General features: G+C 44.4%; 20 protein-coding genes. 10 read left to right on the top strand and 10 right to left on the bottom strand.

Annotated features, from left to right (window positions below; all coding sequences use genetic code 11):
* Positions 1-16: 16 nt before the first annotated feature.
* Positions 17-2,800, top strand: coding sequence for a CHAT domain-containing protein (locus QH73_RS02530; protein WP_039715100.1), 2,784 nt, complete (start codon positions 17-19; stop codon positions 2,798-2,800).
* Positions 2,801-2,861: 61 nt separating this feature from the next.
* Here QH73_RS02530 and QH73_RS02525 read toward each other — a convergent pair whose 3' ends face one another.
* On the bottom strand, positions 2,862-3,431 hold the full coding sequence (locus QH73_RS02525; RefSeq protein WP_132866507.1) for a DUF4168 domain-containing protein: 570 nt from the start codon (positions 3,429-3,431) through the stop codon (positions 2,862-2,864).
* A 306-nt stretch (positions 3,432-3,737) separates the two neighbouring features.
* Here QH73_RS02525 and QH73_RS02520 point away from each other — a divergent pair, with 306 nt between their 5' ends.
* The gene (locus QH73_RS02520) at positions 3,738-4,274 is read left to right on the top strand and encodes a phosphate-starvation-inducible PsiE family protein (protein WP_039715099.1); all 537 of its coding nucleotides are present in this window, start codon (positions 3,738-3,740) and stop codon (positions 4,272-4,274) included.
* 10 nt (positions 4,275-4,284) lie between these two features.
* On the opposite strand, the gene QH73_RS02515 is transcribed toward QH73_RS02520, so the two are convergent.
* Both QH73_RS02515 and QH73_RS02510 read right to left on the bottom strand, forming a co-directional pair.
* Positions 4,285-4,554 (bottom strand): LapA family protein, encoded by a 270-nt coding sequence (locus QH73_RS02515; RefSeq protein ID WP_039715098.1) that lies wholly within the window; start codon positions 4,552-4,554, stop codon positions 4,285-4,287.
* 134 nt (positions 4,555-4,688) lie between these two features.
* Positions 4,689-6,119, bottom strand: coding sequence for a phosphoglucomutase/phosphomannomutase family protein (locus QH73_RS02510; RefSeq protein ID WP_374189006.1), 1,431 nt, complete (start codon positions 6,117-6,119; stop codon positions 4,689-4,691).
* 97 nt (positions 6,120-6,216) lie between these two features.
* Between QH73_RS02510 and QH73_RS02505 the strand changes: the two genes are divergently transcribed.
* Together QH73_RS02505 and QH73_RS02500 are read left to right on the top strand one after the other, a co-directional pair.
* Positions 6,217-7,038: a PD-(D/E)XK nuclease family protein gene (locus QH73_RS02505; RefSeq protein WP_039715097.1), complete on the top strand. Its 822-nt coding sequence runs from the start codon at positions 6,217-6,219 to the stop codon at positions 7,036-7,038.
* A 275-nt stretch (positions 7,039-7,313) separates the two neighbouring features.
* Positions 7,314-7,880 carry a DUF3611 family protein gene (locus QH73_RS02500; RefSeq protein WP_039715095.1) on the top strand — a complete coding sequence of 189 codons (567 nt, stop codon included), beginning with the start codon at positions 7,314-7,316 and terminating at the stop codon, positions 7,878-7,880.
* 31 nt (positions 7,881-7,911) lie between these two features.
* Here the strand turns inward: QH73_RS02500 and QH73_RS02495 are convergent, their stop codons facing one another.
* Complete coding sequence (locus QH73_RS02495; RefSeq protein ID WP_039715094.1) at positions 7,912-8,319, bottom strand: HNH endonuclease; 408 nt, start codon at positions 8,317-8,319, stop codon at positions 7,912-7,914.
* Positions 8,316-8,744: a hypothetical protein gene (locus tag QH73_RS02490; protein WP_309476434.1), complete on the bottom strand. Its 429-nt coding sequence runs from the start codon at positions 8,742-8,744 to the stop codon at positions 8,316-8,318. The genes QH73_RS02495 and QH73_RS02490 overlap by 4 nt, the downstream gene beginning before the upstream one ends.
* A gap of 74 nt (positions 8,745-8,818) precedes the next feature.
* On the opposite strand from QH73_RS02490, the gene QH73_RS28575 reads away from it, so the two are divergent.
* The 3 genes from QH73_RS28575 (at position 8,819) to QH73_RS02475 (ending at position 13,344) form a co-directional block, all read left to right on the top strand.
* Complete coding sequence (locus tag QH73_RS28575; RefSeq protein ID WP_052289971.1) at positions 8,819-9,901, top strand: bifunctional transcriptional activator/DNA repair enzyme AdaA; 1,083 nt, start codon at positions 8,819-8,821, stop codon at positions 9,899-9,901.
* A complete protein-coding gene (locus tag QH73_RS02480) occupies positions 9,898-10,761 on the top strand; it encodes a DMT family transporter (protein WP_039715092.1) in 864 nt (287 codons plus the stop codon). The genes QH73_RS28575 and QH73_RS02480 overlap by 4 nt, the downstream gene beginning before the upstream one ends.
* Positions 10,762-10,896: 135 nt before the next feature.
* Positions 10,897-13,344 (top strand): selenide, water dikinase SelD, encoded by a 2,448-nt coding sequence (locus QH73_RS02475; RefSeq protein ID WP_039715091.1) that lies wholly within the window; start codon positions 10,897-10,899, stop codon positions 13,342-13,344.
* A gap of 51 nt (positions 13,345-13,395) precedes the next feature.
* Here the strand turns inward: QH73_RS02475 and groL are convergent, their stop codons facing one another.
* Positions 13,396-15,063, bottom strand: coding sequence for a chaperonin GroEL (gene groL, locus QH73_RS02470; protein ID WP_039715090.1), 1,668 nt, complete (start codon positions 15,061-15,063; stop codon positions 13,396-13,398).
* Between the two features lie 117 nt (positions 15,064-15,180).
* Entirely contained in the window at positions 15,181-15,945 is a 765-nt protein-coding gene (gene fabG, locus QH73_RS02465) for a 3-oxoacyl-[acyl-carrier-protein] reductase (RefSeq protein WP_039715089.1), read from the bottom strand.
* A gap of 273 nt (positions 15,946-16,218) precedes the next feature.
* Between fabG and trxA the strand changes: the two genes are divergently transcribed.
* Positions 16,219-16,536, top strand: coding sequence for a thioredoxin (gene trxA / locus QH73_RS02460; RefSeq protein ID WP_039715088.1), 318 nt, complete (start codon positions 16,219-16,221; stop codon positions 16,534-16,536).
* Between the two features lie 106 nt (positions 16,537-16,642).
* Here the strand turns inward: trxA and QH73_RS02455 are convergent, their stop codons facing one another.
* Positions 16,643-16,936 (bottom strand): hypothetical protein, encoded by a 294-nt coding sequence (locus QH73_RS02455; RefSeq protein ID WP_015152567.1) that lies wholly within the window; start codon positions 16,934-16,936, stop codon positions 16,643-16,645.
* A 463-nt stretch (positions 16,937-17,399) separates the two neighbouring features.
* Between QH73_RS02455 and purU the strand changes: the two genes are divergently transcribed.
* Both purU and QH73_RS02445 read left to right on the top strand, forming a co-directional pair.
* Positions 17,400-18,254 carry a formyltetrahydrofolate deformylase gene (gene purU, locus QH73_RS02450; RefSeq protein WP_039715087.1) on the top strand — a complete coding sequence of 285 codons (855 nt, stop codon included), beginning with the start codon at positions 17,400-17,402 and terminating at the stop codon, positions 18,252-18,254.
* 159 nt (positions 18,255-18,413) lie between these two features.
* The gene (locus tag QH73_RS02445) at positions 18,414-18,569 is read left to right on the top strand and encodes a hypothetical protein (protein ID WP_165587606.1); all 156 of its coding nucleotides are present in this window, start codon (positions 18,414-18,416) and stop codon (positions 18,567-18,569) included.
* A gap of 64 nt (positions 18,570-18,633) precedes the next feature.
* Here the strand turns inward: QH73_RS02445 and QH73_RS02440 are convergent, their stop codons facing one another.
* Positions 18,634-19,485, bottom strand: a complete 852-nt coding sequence (locus tag QH73_RS02440) for an LmeA family phospholipid-binding protein (protein WP_309476433.1) — start codon at positions 19,483-19,485, stop codon at positions 18,634-18,636.
* 123 nt (positions 19,486-19,608) lie between these two features.
* Positions 19,609-20,952 (bottom strand): cytochrome P450, encoded by a 1,344-nt coding sequence (locus QH73_RS02435; RefSeq protein WP_039715086.1) that lies wholly within the window; start codon positions 20,950-20,952, stop codon positions 19,609-19,611.
* Positions 20,953-20,993 lie beyond the last annotated feature (41 nt).

Here is a 20,993-nt window from a genome sequence, read left to right as displayed (position 1 = left end):
TTTAAAAATCAATGGTATGAAAAACTCGCATAGAAAAAAATCTGTTTCTTCCCATTTTCGATCGCAACTAGAGCCTATCTATTTCAACAGAAAACGAATTATATATAGCTTATTTGCCCTGGTAGCATTGCTGTGTACGACACAAGTACCCGCGATCGCCAAAATTCCCGCTCCATCTGCAACGATTCCCAGTCAGTCAATCCCAATTGCACAGACGGGCGATCGCTTGCAACAAGGTAAAACATTTTACGATACGGGTCAGTATGCAGAGGCAGTCAATGTCTTGCAACAAGCACTGCAAGACTACCGTGCTAAAAACGATACTCTCAAGCAAGCCCTAGCTTTGAGTAATCTCTCGCTAACATATCAACAACTCGGCGCTTGGACAGAAGCAAAACAGGCGATCGATGAGAGTCTCAAGTTGCTCGGATACGCAGCAGAGAAAACCCCCGAATCCCGACTCCCCTGTACGGGCGCACAGCAGTGCGCCCCTACCGACTCCCGCACCCAAGAAGTTCTCGCCCAAGCTTTAGACATCCAAGCCAGATTGCAACTACTAACAGGGGAAGCAGAAACAGCGATCGAGACTTGGGGGCGATCGGCAGCGCTCTATACTCAAGTTGGTAATAAAGCAGGAGAGATCCGCAGTCAGATTAATTCCGTCCAAGCGTTACGGGCGATGGGGCTTTATAGCCGTGCCTTGACAAAATCGACCGAACTCAACCAATCTCTGCGTAACACTCCCGCTTCTCTCACTAAAGCAGTCAGTTTGCGCAGCCTGGGAGAAGTCCTACAACAAGTTGGCGATCTGGAACAGTCTCGCAAAACCCTACAAGAAAGTTTGCAAATTGCCCAAAGCCTACCTTCTGCGCCAGAAACCGCAGCAACGCTCTTGAGTTTAGGTAACACGGTCAGCGCTCAAGGAGACACCGACGCAGCCTTAGACTACTATCAACAAGCAGAAAAGTCTGCTCCTACTGCCAATACTAAGCTTCAAGCTCAACTCAATCAACTGCAAGTATTAAGTCAAACTCAACGAGATTCAGCCGCCCGAGAATTAATTCCTCAAATCGAAACTCAACTAGCCCAACTACCTCCCAGCCGAGCTACGGTTTACGCGCATATTAACTTTGCGGATAGTTTGATGAAGTTAGGGAGCAGGGAGCAGGGAGCAGGGAGTAGGGGGAAGAAAGCTGAGGGAGCAGAGACGCAGGGAAGCAGAGGCGCAGAGGAGCAACAACCGTCAACCGTTAACCGTCAACCGTCAACCCAAGAAATTGCCAAAGTCTTAGCGACTGCGGTGCAACAGGCACGGAGTTTGAAAGATCCGCGAGCTGAAGCTTATGCTTTGGGTAGCTTGGGTGGATTGTACGAACAGGTGGGACAGTTGGCAGAGGCAAAAAAACTGACTCAGCAAGCACTATCGATTACTCAGTCAATCGATGCTCCAGATATTGCTTATAGCTGGCAATGGCAGTTAGGAAGGCTGCTGAAAGCGGAGCAAGATAATAAAGGTGCGATCGCGGCTTATGCCGATGCGGTGAAAACTCTCCAATCTCTGCGTAACGATCTTGTTAGCATCAACCCCAGCGTGCAGTTTTCTTTCCGCGAGAGCGTAGAACCCGTGTATCGGCAGTTTGTCGGGTTGCTGCTGCAAGATGATGGCACTCAACCGAGCCAAGACAATCTCAACCAAGCGCGTAGCGTCTTTGAATCTCTCAAAGCTGCCGAACTCGTCGATTTCTTTCGAGCAGCTTGTTTGGATACCCAGCCCACTCAAATCGATCGCGTCGATCCTCAAGCGGCTGTGATTTATCCGGTAATTTTAGAAGACCGTTTGGAAGTTATTCTCAGCTTGCCCAAGCAACCTTTACGCCATTATGCCACGGCTTTACCTCGCACTCAAGTCGAAAGCGCGATCGACCAGTTACGGCAAAATTTAGTGATCCGTTATTCTCAAGACTTTTTGACTCTCTCCCAACAAGTTTATGACTGGTTAATCCGACCCGCCGCCGCTGACATCGATAAGAGTGGTGTAAAAACTTTGGTATTCGTGCTGGATATTTCCTTGCAGAAACTACCAATGGCGGCTCTGCACGATGGCAAACAGTTTCTCGTTCAAAAATATAGCGTCGCTCTCACACCCAGTCTAGAATTACTCCAGCCCCAACCTTTAAGCCGAGAGCGTTTGAGAGCCTTGACTGCTGGATTGACCGAACCGCGAGGAGATTATCCAGCGCTGACGAATGTAGCCTTAGAGCTGAATCAAATTCGCTCGGAAGTGCCAGGAAGAGAGCTACTCAATCAAAATTTCACTAGCACATCGCTCAGAAACCAAATTAAATCTCTGCCTTTTTCCATCGTCCATATCGCCAGTCACGCTCAGTTTGGCTCGCAAGCCGATCAAACATATATTCTCGCTTGGGATGGACCGATCAATGTTAAGCAGTTAGACGAACTTCTGCGGGTACGCGAACCTAGCTCGGACTTAGAACGACCAAACGCGATCGAACTTCTGGTGTTAAGCGGCTGTCGTACCGTCGCTGGAGATAGACGAGCTGCGCTTGGTATGGCTGGAGTAGCAGTACGAGCCGGAGCGCGTAGCACCTTGGCGACTCTCTGGTATGTCAGCGATGCCGCTACCGTACCATTAATGAGTCAGTTTTACCAGGAGCTATCTACGGCTGAAATGACAAAAGCCGAGGCACTCCGCCGCGCTCAACTCGCTCTACTACAAAATCCCCGCTATCGCCATCCAGTTTACTGGGCACCCTACGTTTTGGTAGGGAATTGGCTGTGATCGGTTGACGGTTAACAGTTGACAGCTAACGGTTAACTGTCAACTGTCAACTGTTAACTCTTTACCCGGAAGTCTTAACCATTTCTCGCACTTTTTGCAGCAAGTCTGGGTTTTGTCTCAGAGTGAGAAAGATTTGATTGAATCGCTGAATATCTAAACCTTCGCCCTTGACAGCTTGCTCCATTTGCCCTTGGGTGGACTGCTCGATTTTTTCGATTTTCGCGTTGGCTTGGTCGAACTTCTTATTTTCGTCAGGGGTAATTTTAGCTGTGGGCTGCGCTTGAGGGTTTCGGCGCGATTGGTAAATTTCACCAAATCGTTTTTCGCTCAAATTTTCCTGCTGAATTGCTTGAACGATCTGATTTTGGGCGTTCTCTTGAATTGGTTGTAGTTTTTTGACTGCGTTAGCAAATTGTTGCAGTTCTTTCTGACTAACCTGTGATTGGGCTGGTTTTTGAGTCGGTGGCTGAGACTGGGAGGGTTGAGTTGGTTGAGTCGGACTTTGGGACGGGCTATCTGCCTGTGAAAGCTGGATTTCTTTCGGTACAGAACTTGATTGCGCCCAAGCAGCACCACCACTCAATGCCACTGCGATCGCCATACCTATGAATGATAGATATCTAGCTTTCATGCAAGTTACACCTCAAACAAACTTTTTCCATGAAATCATCGCACATAATTTCCCAAATCCTCCTAAGGAAAGATGTGCTTAGAGAACAAAATCTCTGTGGTATGTTTACCTATCTTGAAAAAAATTTGGCAGGCGATCGCTCCAGATACTCAACACAGCAACGATTACCCGTCTTCTGTAAATAGTCGTAGTTATCGCTTGCGATCGAGGACAATAATTATTTATATAACTTTTTCAAAACTTAAAACTTAAAAACATAAGTTAATGTAAGCATAACGAGCTAACCGCACACAGGAGGATTTTCCAATGAATCAACCTTTAAAAAGCCCATTGCATTATTGGTATGAATTTTTCAATCGTAGTGCGATCGTGCGTAGCCTAGAAACAATTCAGGATTTAATTGTCATTTCTCTGTGCGTCGGTTTGTTCTGTGTGATGGCAATTCAACTGAGGGGAATCTTCTTTATGCTGTTACCTCCCCTCAACTTTCATCAAATCACTGCTGATATTCTCTTTTTATTAATTCTGGTTGAGTTGTTTCGACTGCTAATTATTTACCTGCAAGAACAGCGAGTGTCGATTGGTGTCGCTGTAGAAGTCTCGATCGTATCTGTATTAAGAGAAGTGATCGTGCGGGGAGTTTTGGAAGTACCCTGGAATCAAATTTTGGCTGCATGTGCTTTTTTGCTGGTATTAGCAGCTCTACTCGTTGTCCGCGTTTGGATACCCCCCACATTCAAAGGTATCGATCCTGAAAAACGGTACGCCAAAACCCACCACAACGGATCTGTACCAGAAGATCGTATAGAGACGTTACATGTATCGTCTCTACATGAGATGTAACGTTTCTACGCTATTCATCAAAAGAAAACTCATCTTCAATATCGTCCTCAATAGATCGTGCAGGCGTATCACCCATACCCCATAGAGGCTGCATCAAAGCTGTTGCGACGACTCCTACACCAGCACTAACAGCCAAAACAAAACCAACGGGTAATTGAATTGTTTGATAGCGTAAAAACTTCAGCCGAATTGGATCGGCATTTTGCATAGATAGTAGCGAGATTGCCACAATCCAAACAGCGACAACCGAAGAAGTGAGAAAACTAGCGAGGGATTTCATAGATTAGGGAGTAGGGAGTGGGGAGTAGAGAGTCGGGAGTAGTGAGAGTTTGTGTTTATATTTCTCCTATCTTTTGACTCCTGATTCCTCAGTTTTGACTTTTAACTTTTAACTTTTGACTTACCAACTACCAACTACCAACTACCAATTTGCCGAATCAACCGTTGCATTTCGATCGCAATTCGATCTTGCTTGTCGAGAGAGTTGGTTTCCATGTAGACGCGCATGAGGGGTTCTGTACCCGAAGGGCGTAAGAGTATCCAACTACCCTCTGCTAAATACAGTTTAACTCCGTCTTTGCGCCCCACTTCTTTAACGGCAATTCCGGCGATCGCGCTGGGAGGATTGTGAGTAAAACTGTCAATAATGGCGGCTTTGTGGGCATCGCTGAGGTGCAAATCGATGCGGTGGTTGTACAGGGGACCATCAGCATCGGCAATTGCTTCTGCAACTAGTTGACTCAATGGCTTACCCGTATAGGCGATCGCCTCAGCGACTAGCATATTTGCTAATATCCCATCTTTTTCGGGAATATGTCCGATGATGCTTAAACCGCCCGATTCTTCGCCGCCAATCAAAACGGTGGTTTCGCGCATTTTTTCCCCGATGTACTTGAATCCTACAGGAGTTTCGTACAAGGGTAATCCGTATTTAGCGGCAAAATTATCGAGTAAACGTGTGGTGGCGACGGTACGGACGATCGCCCCAGTTTTGTTTTTGTTCTCAATTAAGTGACGGGCAAGCACTAACAAGACAGCATTCGGCGTTAAGATACTGCCCAATTCGTCTACAATACCAAAGCGATCGCTATCTCCATCCGTTGCTAAGCCTAAGTCGGCGGCATCTGCTTGTACGGCTGCAACTAGCTGAGTTAACTGTTCGCCTTTTGGTTCCGGCATTCCACCACCAAACAAGACATCTCGATAGGCGTGGAATGTTTCTAACTCACAACCACAGTGTCTCAATACCGTATCTAAGTAGCCGCGAGAAGTTGAGTAGAGGGCATCGTATTTGACTCTCAGCCTCGCATGACGAATTTTTTCGATATCGATCAGAGAGTAGAGAAATTTTAGATATTCTGGTTGGGGATTAAAAGTAGAAATTCTGTCATTGCGGATAAATTTTGGTGAAGTATCCTCCACACCAAAAATATTTGCCACAATTGTATCAGTAATCTCTGGAGTCGCAGGACCAGCATAGTCGGGAATATATTTAATCCCGCAATATGGTGCAGGGTTATGGCTAGCAGTGAACATTAATGCCCCTGCTGAGTTTAAGTAACGGGCATTATAAGCAATTACCGGAGTCGGACAGTCGCGATCGGTAATTTTCACACTCCATCCCAATTCTGCTAAAACTTCAGCAGCGGTGCGGGCGAATTTTTCTGCCAGAAAACGGGTGTCGTAAGCCACCAAAACTGGTCTACTTTTAGTGTATGCAGTTTCTAGGTAACTTGCGATCGCCCTTGTCACTCGCCGGACGTTGGCGAAGGTAAAATCGTCAGCGATGATTCCTCGCCATCCGTCAGTACCAAATTTAATTTTGCCGATCTGACTGGCATTCACAGTTTGCCACCCTCTATTCATCATCAATAGTACAAGAAGTTTCTTACTTCATGCCTTTGTCAAACAGTCCGTATTTTTGTTGTTTCTTCTGAGAACGATGCCAATTCTTGGGCAACCCTTTGTTAGTTATCACTTGTGGTCGTTAGTTGTCCCAGCCGCAGGACAAGAACGCTGGCATTGCCAAATGAAGCGGGGTTTTATTAAGGCGAGGCAAAAAGAACCGATCGTTCAATCCTTGCTTACTCAAGCTAGCATTCCGCAGCGGATCGGGTTGTTGGCGCAAAAAGGCGTTTACGAGTTCCACCGTCACCGTCAATTTCTGACTCAACCAGATGGTGTGGAAAGAGTCTCGCAGTTACTTAAACTTGGTAAATTAACCGCACAAGTTCAGCAGCGAGTAACGCAGATTCTCAAAAATTATCACGCTCATCCATTATTAGCAGGAAAACATATCATCGAATTAACCAGTGGTGAGGAAGGATTTCCTAAACCAATTTGGATCGAACAACAAAATTACCGATTTCGACTTTATGCTACGATGGACTGTATTTTAACAGAATCAGATAAAACATTACATATTATCGATTTTAAAACAGGTAAATCTATTTTCGACCAAAGACAAGCATTTGTCTATCTCGTTGCTGCCCGTTATTTATATCCTCAATATACAGCAGTTGCCTCATTTTATAATTTAGAACAATGTAAGAAATCTGCTCTAATCCGCGTCACACCAAGCCAACTTGACGCAATTGAAAATCAGCTAGCTGCGATCGCAACTCGTCACCAACAAGATATTAATAACTACGAACAAGAGCCGTATAAGTTTAGTAAAATATTTCCTCCTAATCCAGGTTATCACTGTCGGCATTGTTCCTTCAGTGCAATTTGCGAATTCTCCAACTTCAAACCCTCAAAGTAGTTCTAGCAAAATATCTTCGCGCCCTTCTTTGCGCCTACTCTTCGAGAACGCTCCGCGTATGCGTCTTTGCGCGACATAAAAACAGATCTTTGACAAATACCCCGAGAAGGGCAGGTTTACAAATATCTTTACATAAATGCAGAGATTGCTGGTGAACCTGCCCCTACGGTATATGTCATTATATATAAAATTATTCCAACAGCTAACTTTGGGTTGATGATTTCTCTCAGTAGCTTCTTTATAACAAAGGTAAAATACGCCTGCGAGAAACATCCATGTCTGAATTAATCAAAGACACTTTACCCACACCAACCAAACAAAGATTCGCTGCTGCTTTTCGCATTGTTAGTCGGTTTAGCTTTTGGATACAATTAGCATTAGCTAGTACCTCTGGAATTGCCTTAATATTTGCCATCCTTAGCCGCAATGTTGGCGAAGTCCCTAATAGTGTAGGTCTTAGTTTTAGTATATTTTTAGCAATTGTTGGGGTATTACTAGCTGTTTTTAGTATAGTTTGGGCTTTTAGAGATCGAAGCTTAGCCAGACGCTTGCAATCGAGCGATCGCACGATTCATCCTCGTAAAGAAGAAGTCATTCAAGCTTTAAAAATTGGTCTAATTGTCAGTTTTATCGGCATGTTAATAGCTTTTGTTGCATCTGAAGTCAGCGCGATCGCAGTCTTATCAAAATCCTTATCCGTGCCTCAAGGAGTTGCAATCTACAATCGCCAAAACTTAATTCGTTCTTTAGACATTTTGGTGATTTTATCGAATGTTAACTTAATTGGGACTCATTTAATCGGTAGTATTACTTCTTTAGGATTACTCGAATGGATCGATTAGAAAGTGGAGGCGATCGCCATAACTTGTGTTACTAAAGATTTTCTAATAGCCATTTCTGCCGTTCGGCTATTCGCTCATCACTGTTTAGTTGTAGCAACTTCACTGTTGTTCGTCCTTCTGACGATAATCCGGCGATCGTAAAATTTTCAATAATGAAATGTTCTAGCCAACTTTGTTGGCGCGGATTGAATAAAAAACTGAAACTTCCTAATTGTGGATCGAAAGAACCAAGATCGCTACCTTTATGACGGTTGCAACGCCAACAGGTATAAGCTAAATTATCAGCTTCCGTTATACCACCATGCTTTTCTGCAATTACGTGGTCAACTTCATGAGGAAAAAAAGCTAAACCCGCAGGAAGCAGACAATACTCGCAGCTATGGTTTGCTCGTTCTTCAACTAAGCGACGCAACGCGACTGGAATATAAGTTACGCTCACGACCTAGATTTTAGATAAGGTAAATTACCAGCTTTAATAGTGACAATTAAATGCTCGATGCGCTCGTATTCATCTAGTTCTTGACGCTCCATATCTGTAATTTCACCTGCTTTGTGGCGTTGTAGCAAAGTACATAACCGTGCCACCATTTCAGGTGTAGGGCTAAAAGCAGCTATTTGTTCGGGTGTAGGATTGCTAGTTAAAAAGCTAAGAATGTAATGATAAATGTAAGCTGGTAAGGGCGGCTGGTGAAGACTAAGAGCAAGTAGTTCGGGGAGGCGATCGCCAACACTAGCTAGTTGCTCAGAGAGTTCTTCTGGGATTTCAACAGTAATTTTTGGCATATTGCCCCTGTTAGCAGTCTTGTTCTCATAATTGTATCTGTATGTTTTACGGTTGACTGGCGATCGCACTTCATCCTTCACAAAAAGTGTATAAGATAAACGTCACGTCGCTTTTTCGGTAGACGGCAATGCGTGGGCTTGTAACAATATCCCATATGGAATCGAGTTGCGTACCCGTTCAAATGACTCTAGAACTCTTGCCATCACGCACTGAAATGGAACAAGCCGCCTGTAGCAAAGATGCTAGCTATGACGGCGTGTTTTTTGTCGCTGTTCGCACGACAGGGATTTTCTGTCGCCCTTCTTGTCCTGCCCGTGCAAAACTGGAAAACGTTGAATTCTTTCCCACAATTCGGGATGCCGTGCTTGCAGGTTATCGTCCCTGTAAACGATGTCATCCACTCTTGGTATACGGAGCATTACCAGATTGGGTAACGACATTAATGCAGCGCGTGGAAACCGCACCAGATCTAAAAATTACAACCGCAGAACTGCGGGAGCTGGGAACAACTCCCGAACGAGTTAGACGCTGGTTTCAAGAGCATTACGGCATGACATTTGTAGAATGGTGTCGCGGCAGACGATTGGCGAATGCTTTCACTCAAATCCGAGCGGGAGCCACGTTAGATGATGTTATCTTTGCCAATCAATATGAATCTCATAGTGGGTTTAGAGAAGCCTTCAGCAAAGCCTTTGGTGTCCCCCCAGGACAAAGCCAAACCAGCGACTTTGTAGCCACGCAAATTTTAGAAACACCTTTAGGAGCCTTACTTGTTGGTGCGGTTAGTCAAGGAATATGCGCGATCGCCTATACAGATAAGCAAATGCTCGAACATCACTATGCCACAATTCGCAAGCATTTTGGTTATCCAATTCTGCCTGTGACGAATCATCATATCGAGCATTTAAAAGATGAACTGGCGCGTTATTTCGCAGGTAAGCTGACCGAATTTACAATTCCTTTAGTTCTACAAGGGACTGCATTTCAAGAAAAAGTTTGGTCGGAGTTACAACGCATTCCTTATGGGACGACAATCTCTTATGACGAACTGGCTCGACGCATCGGTCAACCTACAGCAATTCGTGCCGTAGCTAGAGCGAATGGAATGAATCGGATCGATATCCTGATTCCCTGTCATCGTGTTATCGGCAAAGATGGACAGTTAACTGGATACAACGGCGGCATTTGGCGAAAACGGTTGCTGCTAGAACTAGAACGCACTGGAAAATTTAAATGAAACTAATCGATCTGGCGCGTTTATTTTTACTTGCCGCGCTCTGGGGTGGTTCGTATTTATTTATCCGTATTGCAGCTCCTGTTTTAGGAGTTTTCTTTACTATCAGCTTACGGATTATTTTAGCAGCGGTTGTATTGGGTTTATCTGGCGCGATCGCCTCACCATTTAAGCTCAAAAGCCGTTGGCAGTCTTATCTTCTTTTAGGTTTATTCAACAATGTTATTCCTTTTTTATTAATTGCGATCGCTGTTGTTAACATTAATGCCTCAATTGCAGCAATTTTAAATGCAACAGCTCCTCTATTTACAGCGATCGTTTCAGCTATTTGGTTGAAAGAATCATTAAACAAACGCAAAGTTATCGGACTAGTGTTAGGGATTGTTGGAGTTGCTATTTTAGTTGGGTGGAGTCCATTACCGCTAACATCCCCAGTTATTCTAGGAGGAATATCGGCTTTAATTGCAGCTCTCTCCTATGGTATTGCTGCTGTGTATGCTCGTCGCAGATTTATACACGATCGAGTAGCTGAAACTGCCTTCGGACAATTAACTAGTTCGAGTATTTTGCTGCTTCCGGTTGCTGTTGCAACTTTTCCTCAAACAATTCCCTCGCTCGAAGCGATTTTTGCAGTCGTCGTACTGGCGATCGCGTGTACTGCTATTGCCTATCCACTCTACTTTCAACTAATTTCTAACATCGGTGCCACTGGAGCAATAACCGTTGCTTTTCTAATTCCTGTTTTCAGTCTGTTATTTGGCAATATTTTCCTCGGCGAACCCGTGAATTCTGGCTTAATTTTTGGATTGATAACAATTTTATTGAGCGTTTGGTTAGTCATTAATCCAAAAAATGAGAAATAAGTGCGATCGCGTCTCATAGAAATACATTTGTAGGGGCGCACAGCTGTGCAGCCCTACAGATTCGTATCAGTAATCGACTTTTAGCTTGGCTAATTTGTCAGAATCAATATGAGAGATATTTTACTTTGAGAGTGAATGCAGCGATCGCAACTTGTTACTAAAGATTTAGTCCTGATTGGCGGCGGTCACAGCCATGCTATTGTCCTGAGAATGCTGGGCATGAAACCGATACCAGGCATTCGAGTCACGTTGATTACAGAAGCGTCAGATACTCCCTATTCAGGAATGTTACCTGGACATGTAGCTGGATTCTACACGCATGAAGAATGTCATATCGATCTGCGGTGTTTAGCTCAATTTGCTCAGGTGCAATTCTATCGCGATCGCGTTATTGGATTAGATTTAGTCAATAAAAAAGTTATTTGTGCCAATCGTCCGCCTGTAGCCTACGATCTACTTTCCGTTGATATTGGCAGCACTCCGGCGCAAATTTCCGTACCTGGTGCAGCAGAGTACGCAATTCCCGCGAAACCAGTGTCGCAGTTTTTGCAACATTGGGATGAATTGTGTAGAGACGTTACCGTAGCAGATCCCCCTAACTCCCCTTGTAAAGGGGGGCTTCTACGCTTAGGAATTGTCGGTGGAGGTGCTGGGGGAGTCGAGTTAGCAATGGCAATGCAGGGTCATTTGCAGTCTATCAGATCCCCCCAACCCCGCTTAAAAAGGGGGGCTAAGTCTTCTCTCTTATTCAGGGAGGAAAGGAAAGATCGAGATTTAGAAATTCATTTATTTCAACGCGGTGATGAATTGATGCCAAATTACAATTCCTGGGTACGGCATCGCTGCCAAGAGATTTTAATTCAGAAAGGAATTCAAATACATCTAAGAGAAACCGTTTGTAAAATTAAAAAATCCTTCCCGACTCCCGACTCCCGTACGGGCGCACAGCCGTGCGTCCCTACATCCCATACCATCAACTGCGAATCTGGATTGCAGGTAGAATGCGATCGCATTTTTTGGGTGACGCAAGCCTCTGCACCCGATTGGCTGGAAGCCGCCGGAATCGCGACTGACGAACGCGGTTTTATTCTCGTCAACAATGCGCTACAGTCAATTTCCCATCCAGATGTATTTGCGGCGGGTGATATTGCTTCAATGGCAAATTATCCCCGTCCTAAAGCTGGAGTCTTTGCCGTCCGTCAGGGTAAACCTTTATTTAAAAACCTACGACGGGCAATATTAGGGCAATCTTTACAACCTTACAAACCACAGAAACAATATTTAAGTTTAATCGGTACGGGAGACGGCAAAGCGATCGCGGCATGGGGAAACTTTGGTTTTGGCGCTACTGGCTGGCTGTGGCGCTGGAAAGATGCAATCGATCGCAAATTTATGCAACGGTTTAGCAATTTACCGCAAATGGCAGAAAAAAGTCAAAAGTCAAAAGTCAAAAGTCAAAACTTAAAATCCACAATCCAAAATCCTCCGACTCCCACTCTCCCACTCCCGACTCCCTCAAAAATGCCTTGCGCTGGCTGCGGTTCTAAAGTTAGTAGCACAGTTTTAGAAAGGGTACTCAATCAAATCAAGCAGGATAGTACTAACTGGTGCGATCGCCAAGATATTATTATCGGGCTAGATGCTCCTGATGATGCGGCGGTGGTGGAAGTACCAGGAGGATTGTGGATGGTACACACCATAGATCATTTCCGCAGTCTCATCAACGATCCGTATATTTTTGGAAAAATTACTGCTAACCATTGTCTCAGCGATATTTTTGCAATGGGTGCGACACCTCAAAGTGCATTGGCGATCGCTACCATTCCTTACGCTTTAGAATCCAAAACAGAAGAAACTCTCTATCAGTTACTCTCCGGTGCAGTCAAGGTGCTATCTGACGCGCAGACACCTCTAGTTGGCGGACACACCACTGAAGGAGCTGAATTAGAATTTGGATTGTCTTGTAACGGTTTAGTCCATCCCGACAAACTTCTCCGCAAAGGTGGGATGCTGGCGGGGCAAGTCTTAATTTTAACTAAAGCCCTCGGTACGGGAACCCTTTTTGCAGCCGAGATGCAACGGGAAGCTAAGGGAGATTGGATCGATCGCGCTGTAACATCAATGTTGCAATCGAATCAAGTCGCAGCTGCTTGTTTAATGGCACATGGAGCCACTGCTTGTACTGATGTTACGGGTTTCGGACTTGCCGGACATTTATACGAAATGGTTCGAGCTTCCCAAGTGGCTGTAGATTTAAATTTAGCAGCAATTCCCGCTCTAGAAGGCGCGATCGCTACATTACAAAAAGGGATTGTCAGTTCGCTGCAAGCGGAAAATTTACGCATTGCTCATTTTATTACCGATCTAAACATCGCTCGTGCGGAATCAGTCAGCCAGTCTGCTCGGTACTCTCTCTTATTCGATCCACAGACATCGGGTGGTTTACTAGCATCAATTCCAGCAGAGCAAGCCAATCAATGTTTAAATAACCTACACGGTTTAGGTTATGCACAAAGTTGCACTATTGGCAAGGTAGTAGATTTAGAGGGCGATCGCCAACCAATCGCCTTGTCTATTTTGTAGGGGCGCACAGCTGTGCGCCCCTACCAAGGTTATGCACGCACGCAGACGATATTACATCATACCCATGCCACCCATACCGCCCATACCTCCCATGCCGCCCATGCCACCCATACCACCCATGTCAGGAGCAGCAGCGGCTTTCTTCTCGGGCTTTTCAACGACTAGGGCTTCGGTCGTTAACACCATACCAGCAATAGAACCAGCATTTTGTAATGCCGAACGCACGACCTTAGCAGGGTCGAGAATGCCAGCAGCAATCAGATCTTCAAATTCTCCAGTTGCCGCATTATAGCCGACGTTGAAATCGGTTTCCCGCACTCTCTCAACGACTACAGAGCCTTCAACTCCTGCATTGTCAGCCATTTGGCGTAAGGGAGCTTCTAGCGCTCGAGCGACGATCTCAGCTGCCACTTTTTCTTCGTCTTGCAAGCTGGCTTTGAATTCGTCCACCTTCTTCGCTAAGTGGATTAGGGTCGTACCACCACCAGGGACGATACCTTCTTCGACTGCGGCTTTCGTCGCGTTCAGTGCGTCTTCAATTCGCAGTTTGCGGTCTTTGAGTTCGGTTTCGGTAGCTGCACCAACTTTAATCACTGCAACACCACCAGCTAGCTTGGCAATTCGCTCTTGCAGTTTCTCTTTGTCGTAGTCCGAGTCAGATTCTGCTAGTTGTTTGCGAATTTGGCTGATGCGCTTTTCCACATCAGCTTTATTTTCGCCTTCAGCGACGATTGTGGTAGATTCTTTGTCGATGATGACTTTACGAGCAACACCCATCATCTCCAAAGAAGCGGTATCTAAGCTTAAGCCGATTTCTTCCGAAATCAACTGACCGCCAGTTAGTACGGCGATGTCGCGCAACATTTCTTTACGGCGATCGCCAAATCCTGGGGCTTTAATCGCGCAGACGCTCAACACGCCACGAGCTTTATTCACAACCAAAGTTGCTAAAGCTTCTCCATCGACATCTTCAGCAATAATAATCAAAGGTTGTCCGGCACGAGCGACTTTTTCTAAAATCGAAATCAAATCTTGAATCGTGCTGATTTTCTTGTCTGTAATCAACAGGCGAGGATTCTCAAACTCTGCTACCATCCGCTCGTTGTCGGTGATGAAGTAGGGAGAAATATAGCCTCGATCTAACTGCATCCCTTCTACCACTTCTAAATCGGTAGTTAGAGACTTGGATTCCTCAACGGTAATTACACCGTCTTTGGTGACTCGCTCCATTGCCTCAGCGATCATCGCGCCGACTTCTTCATCGTTTCCAGCCGAGACAGTCGCTACAGAGGCGATCGCATTTCCTTCAACTGGTTTAGCGACAGCAGCAATTTCTTCTACCAAATTGGCAACGGTCTTCTCAATTCCGTGACGCAGTGCCACTGGATTAGCTCCCGCTGCAACGTTCTTCAACCCCTCACGAATCATTGCTTGGGCAAGAACTGTCGCCGTCGTCGTACCATCTCCAGCTACATCTTTGGTTTTCGATGCAACTTCTTGAATCAGACGCGCCCCAGTATTTTCTAGGGGGTCTTCCAATTCAATTTCTTTAGCTACGGTAATCCCATCATTGACAATCTGAGGCGCACCGTATTTTTTCTCTAATAGGACGTTGCGACCTTTTGGACCCAGGGTAATTTTTACGGCATCGGCAAGGGCATTCACACCCCGTTCCAATGCCCGCCGCGATTCATCATCAAACGCAACGATTTTTGACATACGCTTCGTTTCCTCAAGCTTCCATTAGTCAATTTAGCACTCTCTTGAGTTGAGTGCTAATGAAACTACTGGCGTTTAGCAATTAGCTAACAGCTAATTGCTAAACGCTAATCGCTCTTAAGCCATAACCATGCCACCATCGACGTTGAAGACTTGACCTGTAATATATCCGGCAGCAGGATCGGCGGCGAGAAAGCGCACCATACCAGCAACTTCTTCGGGTTTGCCGTAACGACTCAAGGGAATATATTTCAGAATATCTTCAGAATCAATGTTGCTAGTCATATCAGTGGTGATAAAACCAGGGGCAACAGCATTGACGATAATGCCACGGGAGGCAAGTTCTTTCGCAACGGTTTTAGTAAATCCAATCGCCCCAGCTTTTGCTGCACTATAGTTTGCTTGACCGGGATTGCCCATCTGTCCGGCTACCGAGGCAATATTAACGATCCGCCCGCTGCGTTGTTTGAGCATGATTTTGCTGACAGCTTTGGTACACAGGAACACACCTGTCAGATTGAGGTCGATGACTGCTTGCCAGTCTTCCGGTTTCATTCGCAATAACAAAGTATCGCGGGTAATACCAGCATTGTTTACCAAAACATCAATTCGTTTCCATTTGTCTACAACAGCATTCACCAGAGTATCTACCTGAGCTGCATCCGAGACATCAGCAGGAATTGCGATCGCGCTACCCCCCGCCGCCTCAATTTCTGCTACAACTTCTTTAGCGGCGGAACTAGAACTTGCGTAGTTTACGACAACGTTCGCCCCTTCTGCGGCTAAACTCAAAGCGATCGCCCGTCCAATTCCGCGCGAAGCCCCGGTAACGATCGCGACTTGTTGGCGTAACCGTTGTAAATCCTCTGGCAATACTTCCATAAACAATGACTCTTACGTAGATACTCTCACTTAGCGATCGCACTTAAACCACCGCGCTAACCATCTTATCAATAGGGAGCAGGGAGTAGGGAGTAGGGAGTAGGGAGACAAGGAGGACAAGGGGGACAAGGAAGCTGAGGAAGTTGAGGGAGGAATTCCAGCTACCAGCCACTAGCCACTAGCTACCAGCCACTCACTACACCCTACACCCGTATCGATCGCACCACTCACCGCTACTTGAGATATAACAGTAAAAAAACTGAGTTAAATCTCATGGCTACTAAACAGCAGTTCAATAATTTTGCTGAAATGATCTCTGGTGCGGATGTGCCTGTACTGGTAGACTTTTACGCTGCATGGTGCGGTCCTTGCCAGATGATGGCTCCAATTTTAGAACAAGTCAACGAGCATCTCAAATCTAAAATCCGTATTGTGAAAATCGATACTGATAAATATCCACAACTCGCCAGTCAATATCAAATTCATGCCCTGCCCACATTAGTACTATTTAAGCAAGGTCAACCAGTCGATCGCATTGAGGGCGTAGTACCAGCACCTAATTTAATCGAACATTTGCAAGCTCTAATTTAGTCAAAATATTTCATTCAATAAAAAGCCCGCATTTGCGGGCTTTTACTATAGGAAAAAGCTATTTTATTCGCAATGATGACAATTATGATAACGGTAATGATATCAGCTATGACAGCAATGAATCGTCAGCGGTTGTTGCTGAAAAACTTTCAGGCGATCGCTCCGCCAACCAACTCATTTTTTCTTTGTCTTTCTTAACTTTAATTAACAATTCTAGATAAGCAATGGGTACGATAATTGGCCAAAAAAGAGTGACTATGACTAAAAATATTCTGAGTAGAAGTAATTGAGAGCGTTTGCCAAGGTCTCGCTGCATGATGTCTGCCCACTGAGTAAACAGACAAGCCGCGATTGTAATATAGAAAGTCGCCCCAGCAGTAATAATTGTTTGTAGCATCATCTTCTAAAAAGTCATTTTCTAAAAACAGGTTGAGTCTGAAAAGAATTCAGCAGCTACCCCAAACTAGCAGCGCGATAAACGAAGTTATCGTTAATACGCTCTTTTGAGCGCTATTTAGTCCGAACACCCTGTAATGACCTGACCCGAAAGCCATACCTAATCGACATTTATCCGTAACACCTTGTTAGTGGCTTCCAAGCCGCAAAAGACTCTGACAATGAAATACGCCAGCCCAAAAAGTTATTCCAGACTAGTGCTATGAATGCTCGTATACTCTCACACGCGCTCCCAGCAGTCCCCAACTTGCTTATGTATTATTTCACACTTTTAAGTTGCGGACAATACAGAGGCAAGCGCCAGAGGAAATGAAATTCAAACTGGATATATCTAATACTACGTTGGTACTGAAGATAGAAGACAGTTTATAAAGGTTTTCTTATACATCAAACGAAGGTTAAGTAATATGAATAGACTGACAGCAACTCTACTCGTTTCTTGTCCCGACCGACAAGGATTAGTTGCAAAAATTGCCAATTTTATCTATGCCAATGGTGGTAACATCATCCACGCCGATCAGCATACAGACTTTGCTGCTGGCTTGTTTTTAACGCGCATCGAATGGCAATTAGAAGGGTTTCATCTAGCGCGAGAGCTAATTGCACCTGCCTTTGGAGCGATCGCGCAGCCGCTAGAGGCTCGATGGCAACTACACTTTTCCGACACTATCCCACGCCTTGCTATTTGGGTGAGTCGGCAAGAACATTGCTTATTCGATTTAATTCTCCGACAACAGGCAAAAGAGTATGCCGCAGAAATTCCCCTAATTATTAGCAATCATCCCGATTTAGAATGGGTGGCAAAACAATTTGGTATAGATTATTACTATATTCCCGTTAGCAAAGATAACAAAGCGGCTCAAGAGGAAAAACAGTTAGAACTTTTGCACCAGTACGACATCGATCTCATCGTTCTGGCAAAATATATGCAAATTCTCAGTCCCGAATTTATTACCCGATTTCCTCAAGCAATTAACATTCACCATTCGTTCCTTCCTGCTTTTGTAGGCGCGAATCCATACCAGAAAGCTTACGAACGCGGAGTAAAAGTTATCGGTGCTACTGCTCATTACGTGACATCAGAACTCGATGCTGGACCCATTATCGAGCAAGATGTCATCCGCATCAGCCACCGCGATGAAGTGAGCGACTTGATCCGTAAAGGTAAAGATTTAGAACGAGTCGTTTTAGCTAGAGCCGTGCGATCGCATCTACAACACCGTGTCTTAATTTACGGGAATAAGACTGTGGTGTTTGAGTAGTGAAAGAGATTATGCGTAGACTACCATGAAAAGCTGCTCCGCCCGATAAAAATACAATTACAGTGTTTTTACAGAGGATGACCTCAATATACAAAAACTACAATCAATTCAGTTCTTAAGAATTTTCTAATATTTGTTCCATCTACAAAGGCAATTTCTATGTCAATTCTAGAGAAATTCTTCACCTTCGGCTTTGTCTCTACTTTCAGTGTAGCCCTCATAGCAACCTGGTGGCGCTATATTCCTAGCATAATTGCTACTTACCGCAAGATTATGAGTAAGTATGGACAAACAGAATTAACGATTAATAGTTGACAGTTGACAGTTAACCGTTAACCGTCAACTGTTAACAAATGTTTTCTAATTAACTAGGGTTCTTTTACATTAAATCTTGAGGTATTTGCTTCATTCTTATTTGTAATTGTAAGGCTAACTGACCTGCTTGCGCCGTCATTTCTTCAACTCTGAGTGCTATTCCTTCTAGATCGAAATAGGGTAACTCCATCCATTGTTTGACTTTTTCCATTAATGACAGCGCGATCGCAAAAGAGATTCCCTCCCCGCGATCGCATTGAAAATTCTCAACGATAACTGGTTGCTTCTGGGTACGGGGGCGAAATGTAGCTGTAAAACTAAGTGGCTGTGTTTCGCCTTTTTCATGCAACAATACTTTACCATCGAAGAGCATTTTATTATCTCCTGGTAACTGTAATTGCATTTGCTGCATTTCTAAAATTACAGTTTGCCCGTCTACATTCAATTTAAAATTACGTGCCTTTTTTAGCACGTAATCAGAATTCAAAGCGCGATTTAAATCTGGTTCTGTAATCACAATTTTGGCAATAGCATCTAACGGTCGCTCTAATTCAACCTTGCCAAAAATAGCGCTGAGTGGATTCACGTCAACTTTATCTGTCTGCACCTCAATTTCTTGCAGGCGGATGTCTTTTTGTATAACTACGCCTTGTCCAGTAAAATCTACTGAATCTGCTTGCCCTAAAATTAGCTTTAAGAGGTTTGTTTGAATATCAACATCAATTTTGTCAGCGTTATCTACTTGGCTAGATATTCCTAATTCTGCTACTGTATCAATTACCTTTTCGTCTAACCGTGGCTCGTTATCCATCTCGCGATCGCATCCTTTTGACTCTGCTTGATAGCGCTTTTCAATTGGGTAAAACACACGGTTTGTAGGGGCGCACAGCTGTGCGCCCCTACAAATGTCACGCACGCAATCGAGAATTGCTATGAGATCAATCTAGACACGCAGCATTAAGAAATGTATCTATAATTTGGCATATAGTAAGGTGGGAATTGCTCACCTTACTTATAACTAGCCACTAGCCACTAGCCACTAGCCACTGATAACTGCCATTTTCATCCCATTTTCAGAGGGAACGATTGTAATTCCTCGCCGAACTGGATAAACGGGACGAGAATTTGCTAATTCTAATTCATACTGCGATAACACTGTAGCGAGTACGAGTTTCATTTCATATAACGAAAAAGCTGCGCCAATACAACCGCGACTACCACCACCAAAAGGAAGATATTCAAAGGACGAAAATTTTTGTTGCAGGAATCTTTCTGGGTAAAATTTTTCTGGTTGAGGATAGATTTCTTCTCTTCTATGGGTGAGGTAAATACAAGGTACGATAATGGTTCCAGCGTTGAATTTATCTCCAGCAATTTGTACGGAGTCTCTTACCATTCGAGGAGTACAAATTAAAGCAATGGGGTGAACTCGGAGGGATTCTTGACAGACAGCAGTAAGATATGGAAGTTGGGAGATCGCATCTGGTTGAGTACGATCTGCATGATTCAATTCTTGTTGTAGGCGATCGCGGACTTGTGGATGAGAATGGATCAGGTAAAATGCCCATGCTAGCGCTGCTGCTGTGGTTTCATAGCCTAATAATAAAAGAGACATCAGTTGATCGCGTAACTCTTCATCATTCATCTGCTGTCCCTTTTCATCCCGCGCCGTCATTAGCATTGATAAAATATCGGTGCGTGTCGGATCGTTTTCTCGTCGCCGTTGCGATATTTCTGCATAGATTAATTTGTCAATTTGCTGTCTGCGTCTGACAAAATGTCCCCAAGGACTCCACGCACCCAAGTCTTTTTGTAATGGGGGAAAAAAGAATAAGCTGGAGTACCAGGGAGTTGTCACGTCTTCTAGCAGAGAACTTAACTTCACTTTTAATTGTTCGTACCTCTCCCCAGGGCTGATTCCAAATACAACTTGTAGAATAATTTGCAGAGTAATATCGGGAAGAAAATGATTAATAGAAATCTGTTTGCCAACTTGCCATTTTTGAGTTACAGCTTGAGTAATTTGACAAATAATTTGCCCGTAAGTTTTCATGCGATCGCCATGAAAAGGAGGTAGCATTAATTGGCGTTGGCGTTGATGGCTTTTCCCTTCTTGTAAAATTAAAGATTGCTCCCCCATCAAAGGTTGAAATACGTGAGTTGCTTTTTTATAATCAAAGTACTCTGAGGGAATGGCAAAAATTTCTTTAATTGCTTGTGGCTGGCTGAAAAATACGACTGGCGGAGAATTTAAACCTAAAACTCTCACAGCAAATGGGTCGCTGTATTTGTTGGCACAAGTGTTTAAAAACTCGATTGGATTGGCAATTAGCTGGAGCGTTTGCAGTAATGCTGGAGTTTTGTTTACCTCAGTTAACTTCATCTTAAATTGGTAGACAATGCTGCTACGGAGATTTATTTATA

This window comes from Scytonema millei VB511283, assembly GCF_000817735.3.
In the GTDB taxonomy this organism is placed as follows: domain Bacteria; phylum Cyanobacteriota; class Cyanobacteriia; order Cyanobacteriales; family Chroococcidiopsidaceae; genus Chroococcidiopsis; species Chroococcidiopsis millei_B.
Note: the sequence above shows the minus strand (reverse complement) of the source record. Positions and strands in the feature narration are given on the sequence as shown.

Bases quoted from the DNA above. Each gene is read 5' to 3' on its own strand.
- QH73_RS02515 (WP_039715098.1), bottom strand. From the start codon at position 4,554: ATGAAATCCCTCGCTAGTTTTCTCACTTCTTCGGTTGTCGCTGTTTGG.
- QH73_RS02525 (WP_132866507.1), bottom strand. From the start codon at position 3,431: ATGAAAGCTAGATATCTATCATTCATAGGTATGGCGATCGCAGTGGCA.
- purU (WP_039715087.1), top strand. From the start codon at position 17,400: ATGAATAGACTGACAGCAACTCTACTCGTTTCTTGTCCCGACCGACAA.
- QH73_RS02530 (WP_039715100.1), top strand. From the start codon at position 17: ATGAAAAACTCGCATAGAAAAAAATCTGTTTCTTCCCATTTTCGATCG.
- QH73_RS02480 (WP_039715092.1), top strand. From the start codon at position 9,898: ATGAAACTAATCGATCTGGCGCGTTTATTTTTACTTGCCGCGCTCTGG.
- groL (WP_039715090.1), bottom strand. From the start codon at position 15,063: ATGTCAAAAATCGTTGCGTTTGATGATGAATCGCGGCGGGCATTGGAA.
- QH73_RS02520 (WP_039715099.1), top strand. From the start codon at position 3,738: ATGAATCAACCTTTAAAAAGCCCATTGCATTATTGGTATGAATTTTTC.
- fabG (WP_039715089.1), bottom strand. From the start codon at position 15,945: ATGGAAGTATTGCCAGAGGATTTACAACGGTTACGCCAACAAGTCGCG.
- QH73_RS02455 (WP_015152567.1), bottom strand. From the start codon at position 16,936: ATGATGCTACAAACAATTATTACTGCTGGGGCGACTTTCTATATTACA.
- QH73_RS02475 (WP_039715091.1), top strand. From the start codon at position 10,897: ATGCAGCGATCGCAACTTGTTACTAAAGATTTAGTCCTGATTGGCGGC.
- QH73_RS28575 (WP_052289971.1), top strand. From the start codon at position 8,819: ATGGAATCGAGTTGCGTACCCGTTCAAATGACTCTAGAACTCTTGCCA.
- QH73_RS02435 (WP_039715086.1), bottom strand. From the start codon at position 20,952: ATGAAGTTAACTGAGGTAAACAAAACTCCAGCATTACTGCAAACGCTC.
- trxA (WP_039715088.1), top strand. From the start codon at position 16,219: ATGGCTACTAAACAGCAGTTCAATAATTTTGCTGAAATGATCTCTGGT.
- QH73_RS02505 (WP_039715097.1), top strand. From the start codon at position 6,217: ATGCCAATTCTTGGGCAACCCTTTGTTAGTTATCACTTGTGGTCGTTA.
- QH73_RS02500 (WP_039715095.1), top strand. From the start codon at position 7,314: ATGTCTGAATTAATCAAAGACACTTTACCCACACCAACCAAACAAAGA.
- QH73_RS02445 (WP_165587606.1), top strand. From the start codon at position 18,414: ATGTCAATTCTAGAGAAATTCTTCACCTTCGGCTTTGTCTCTACTTTC.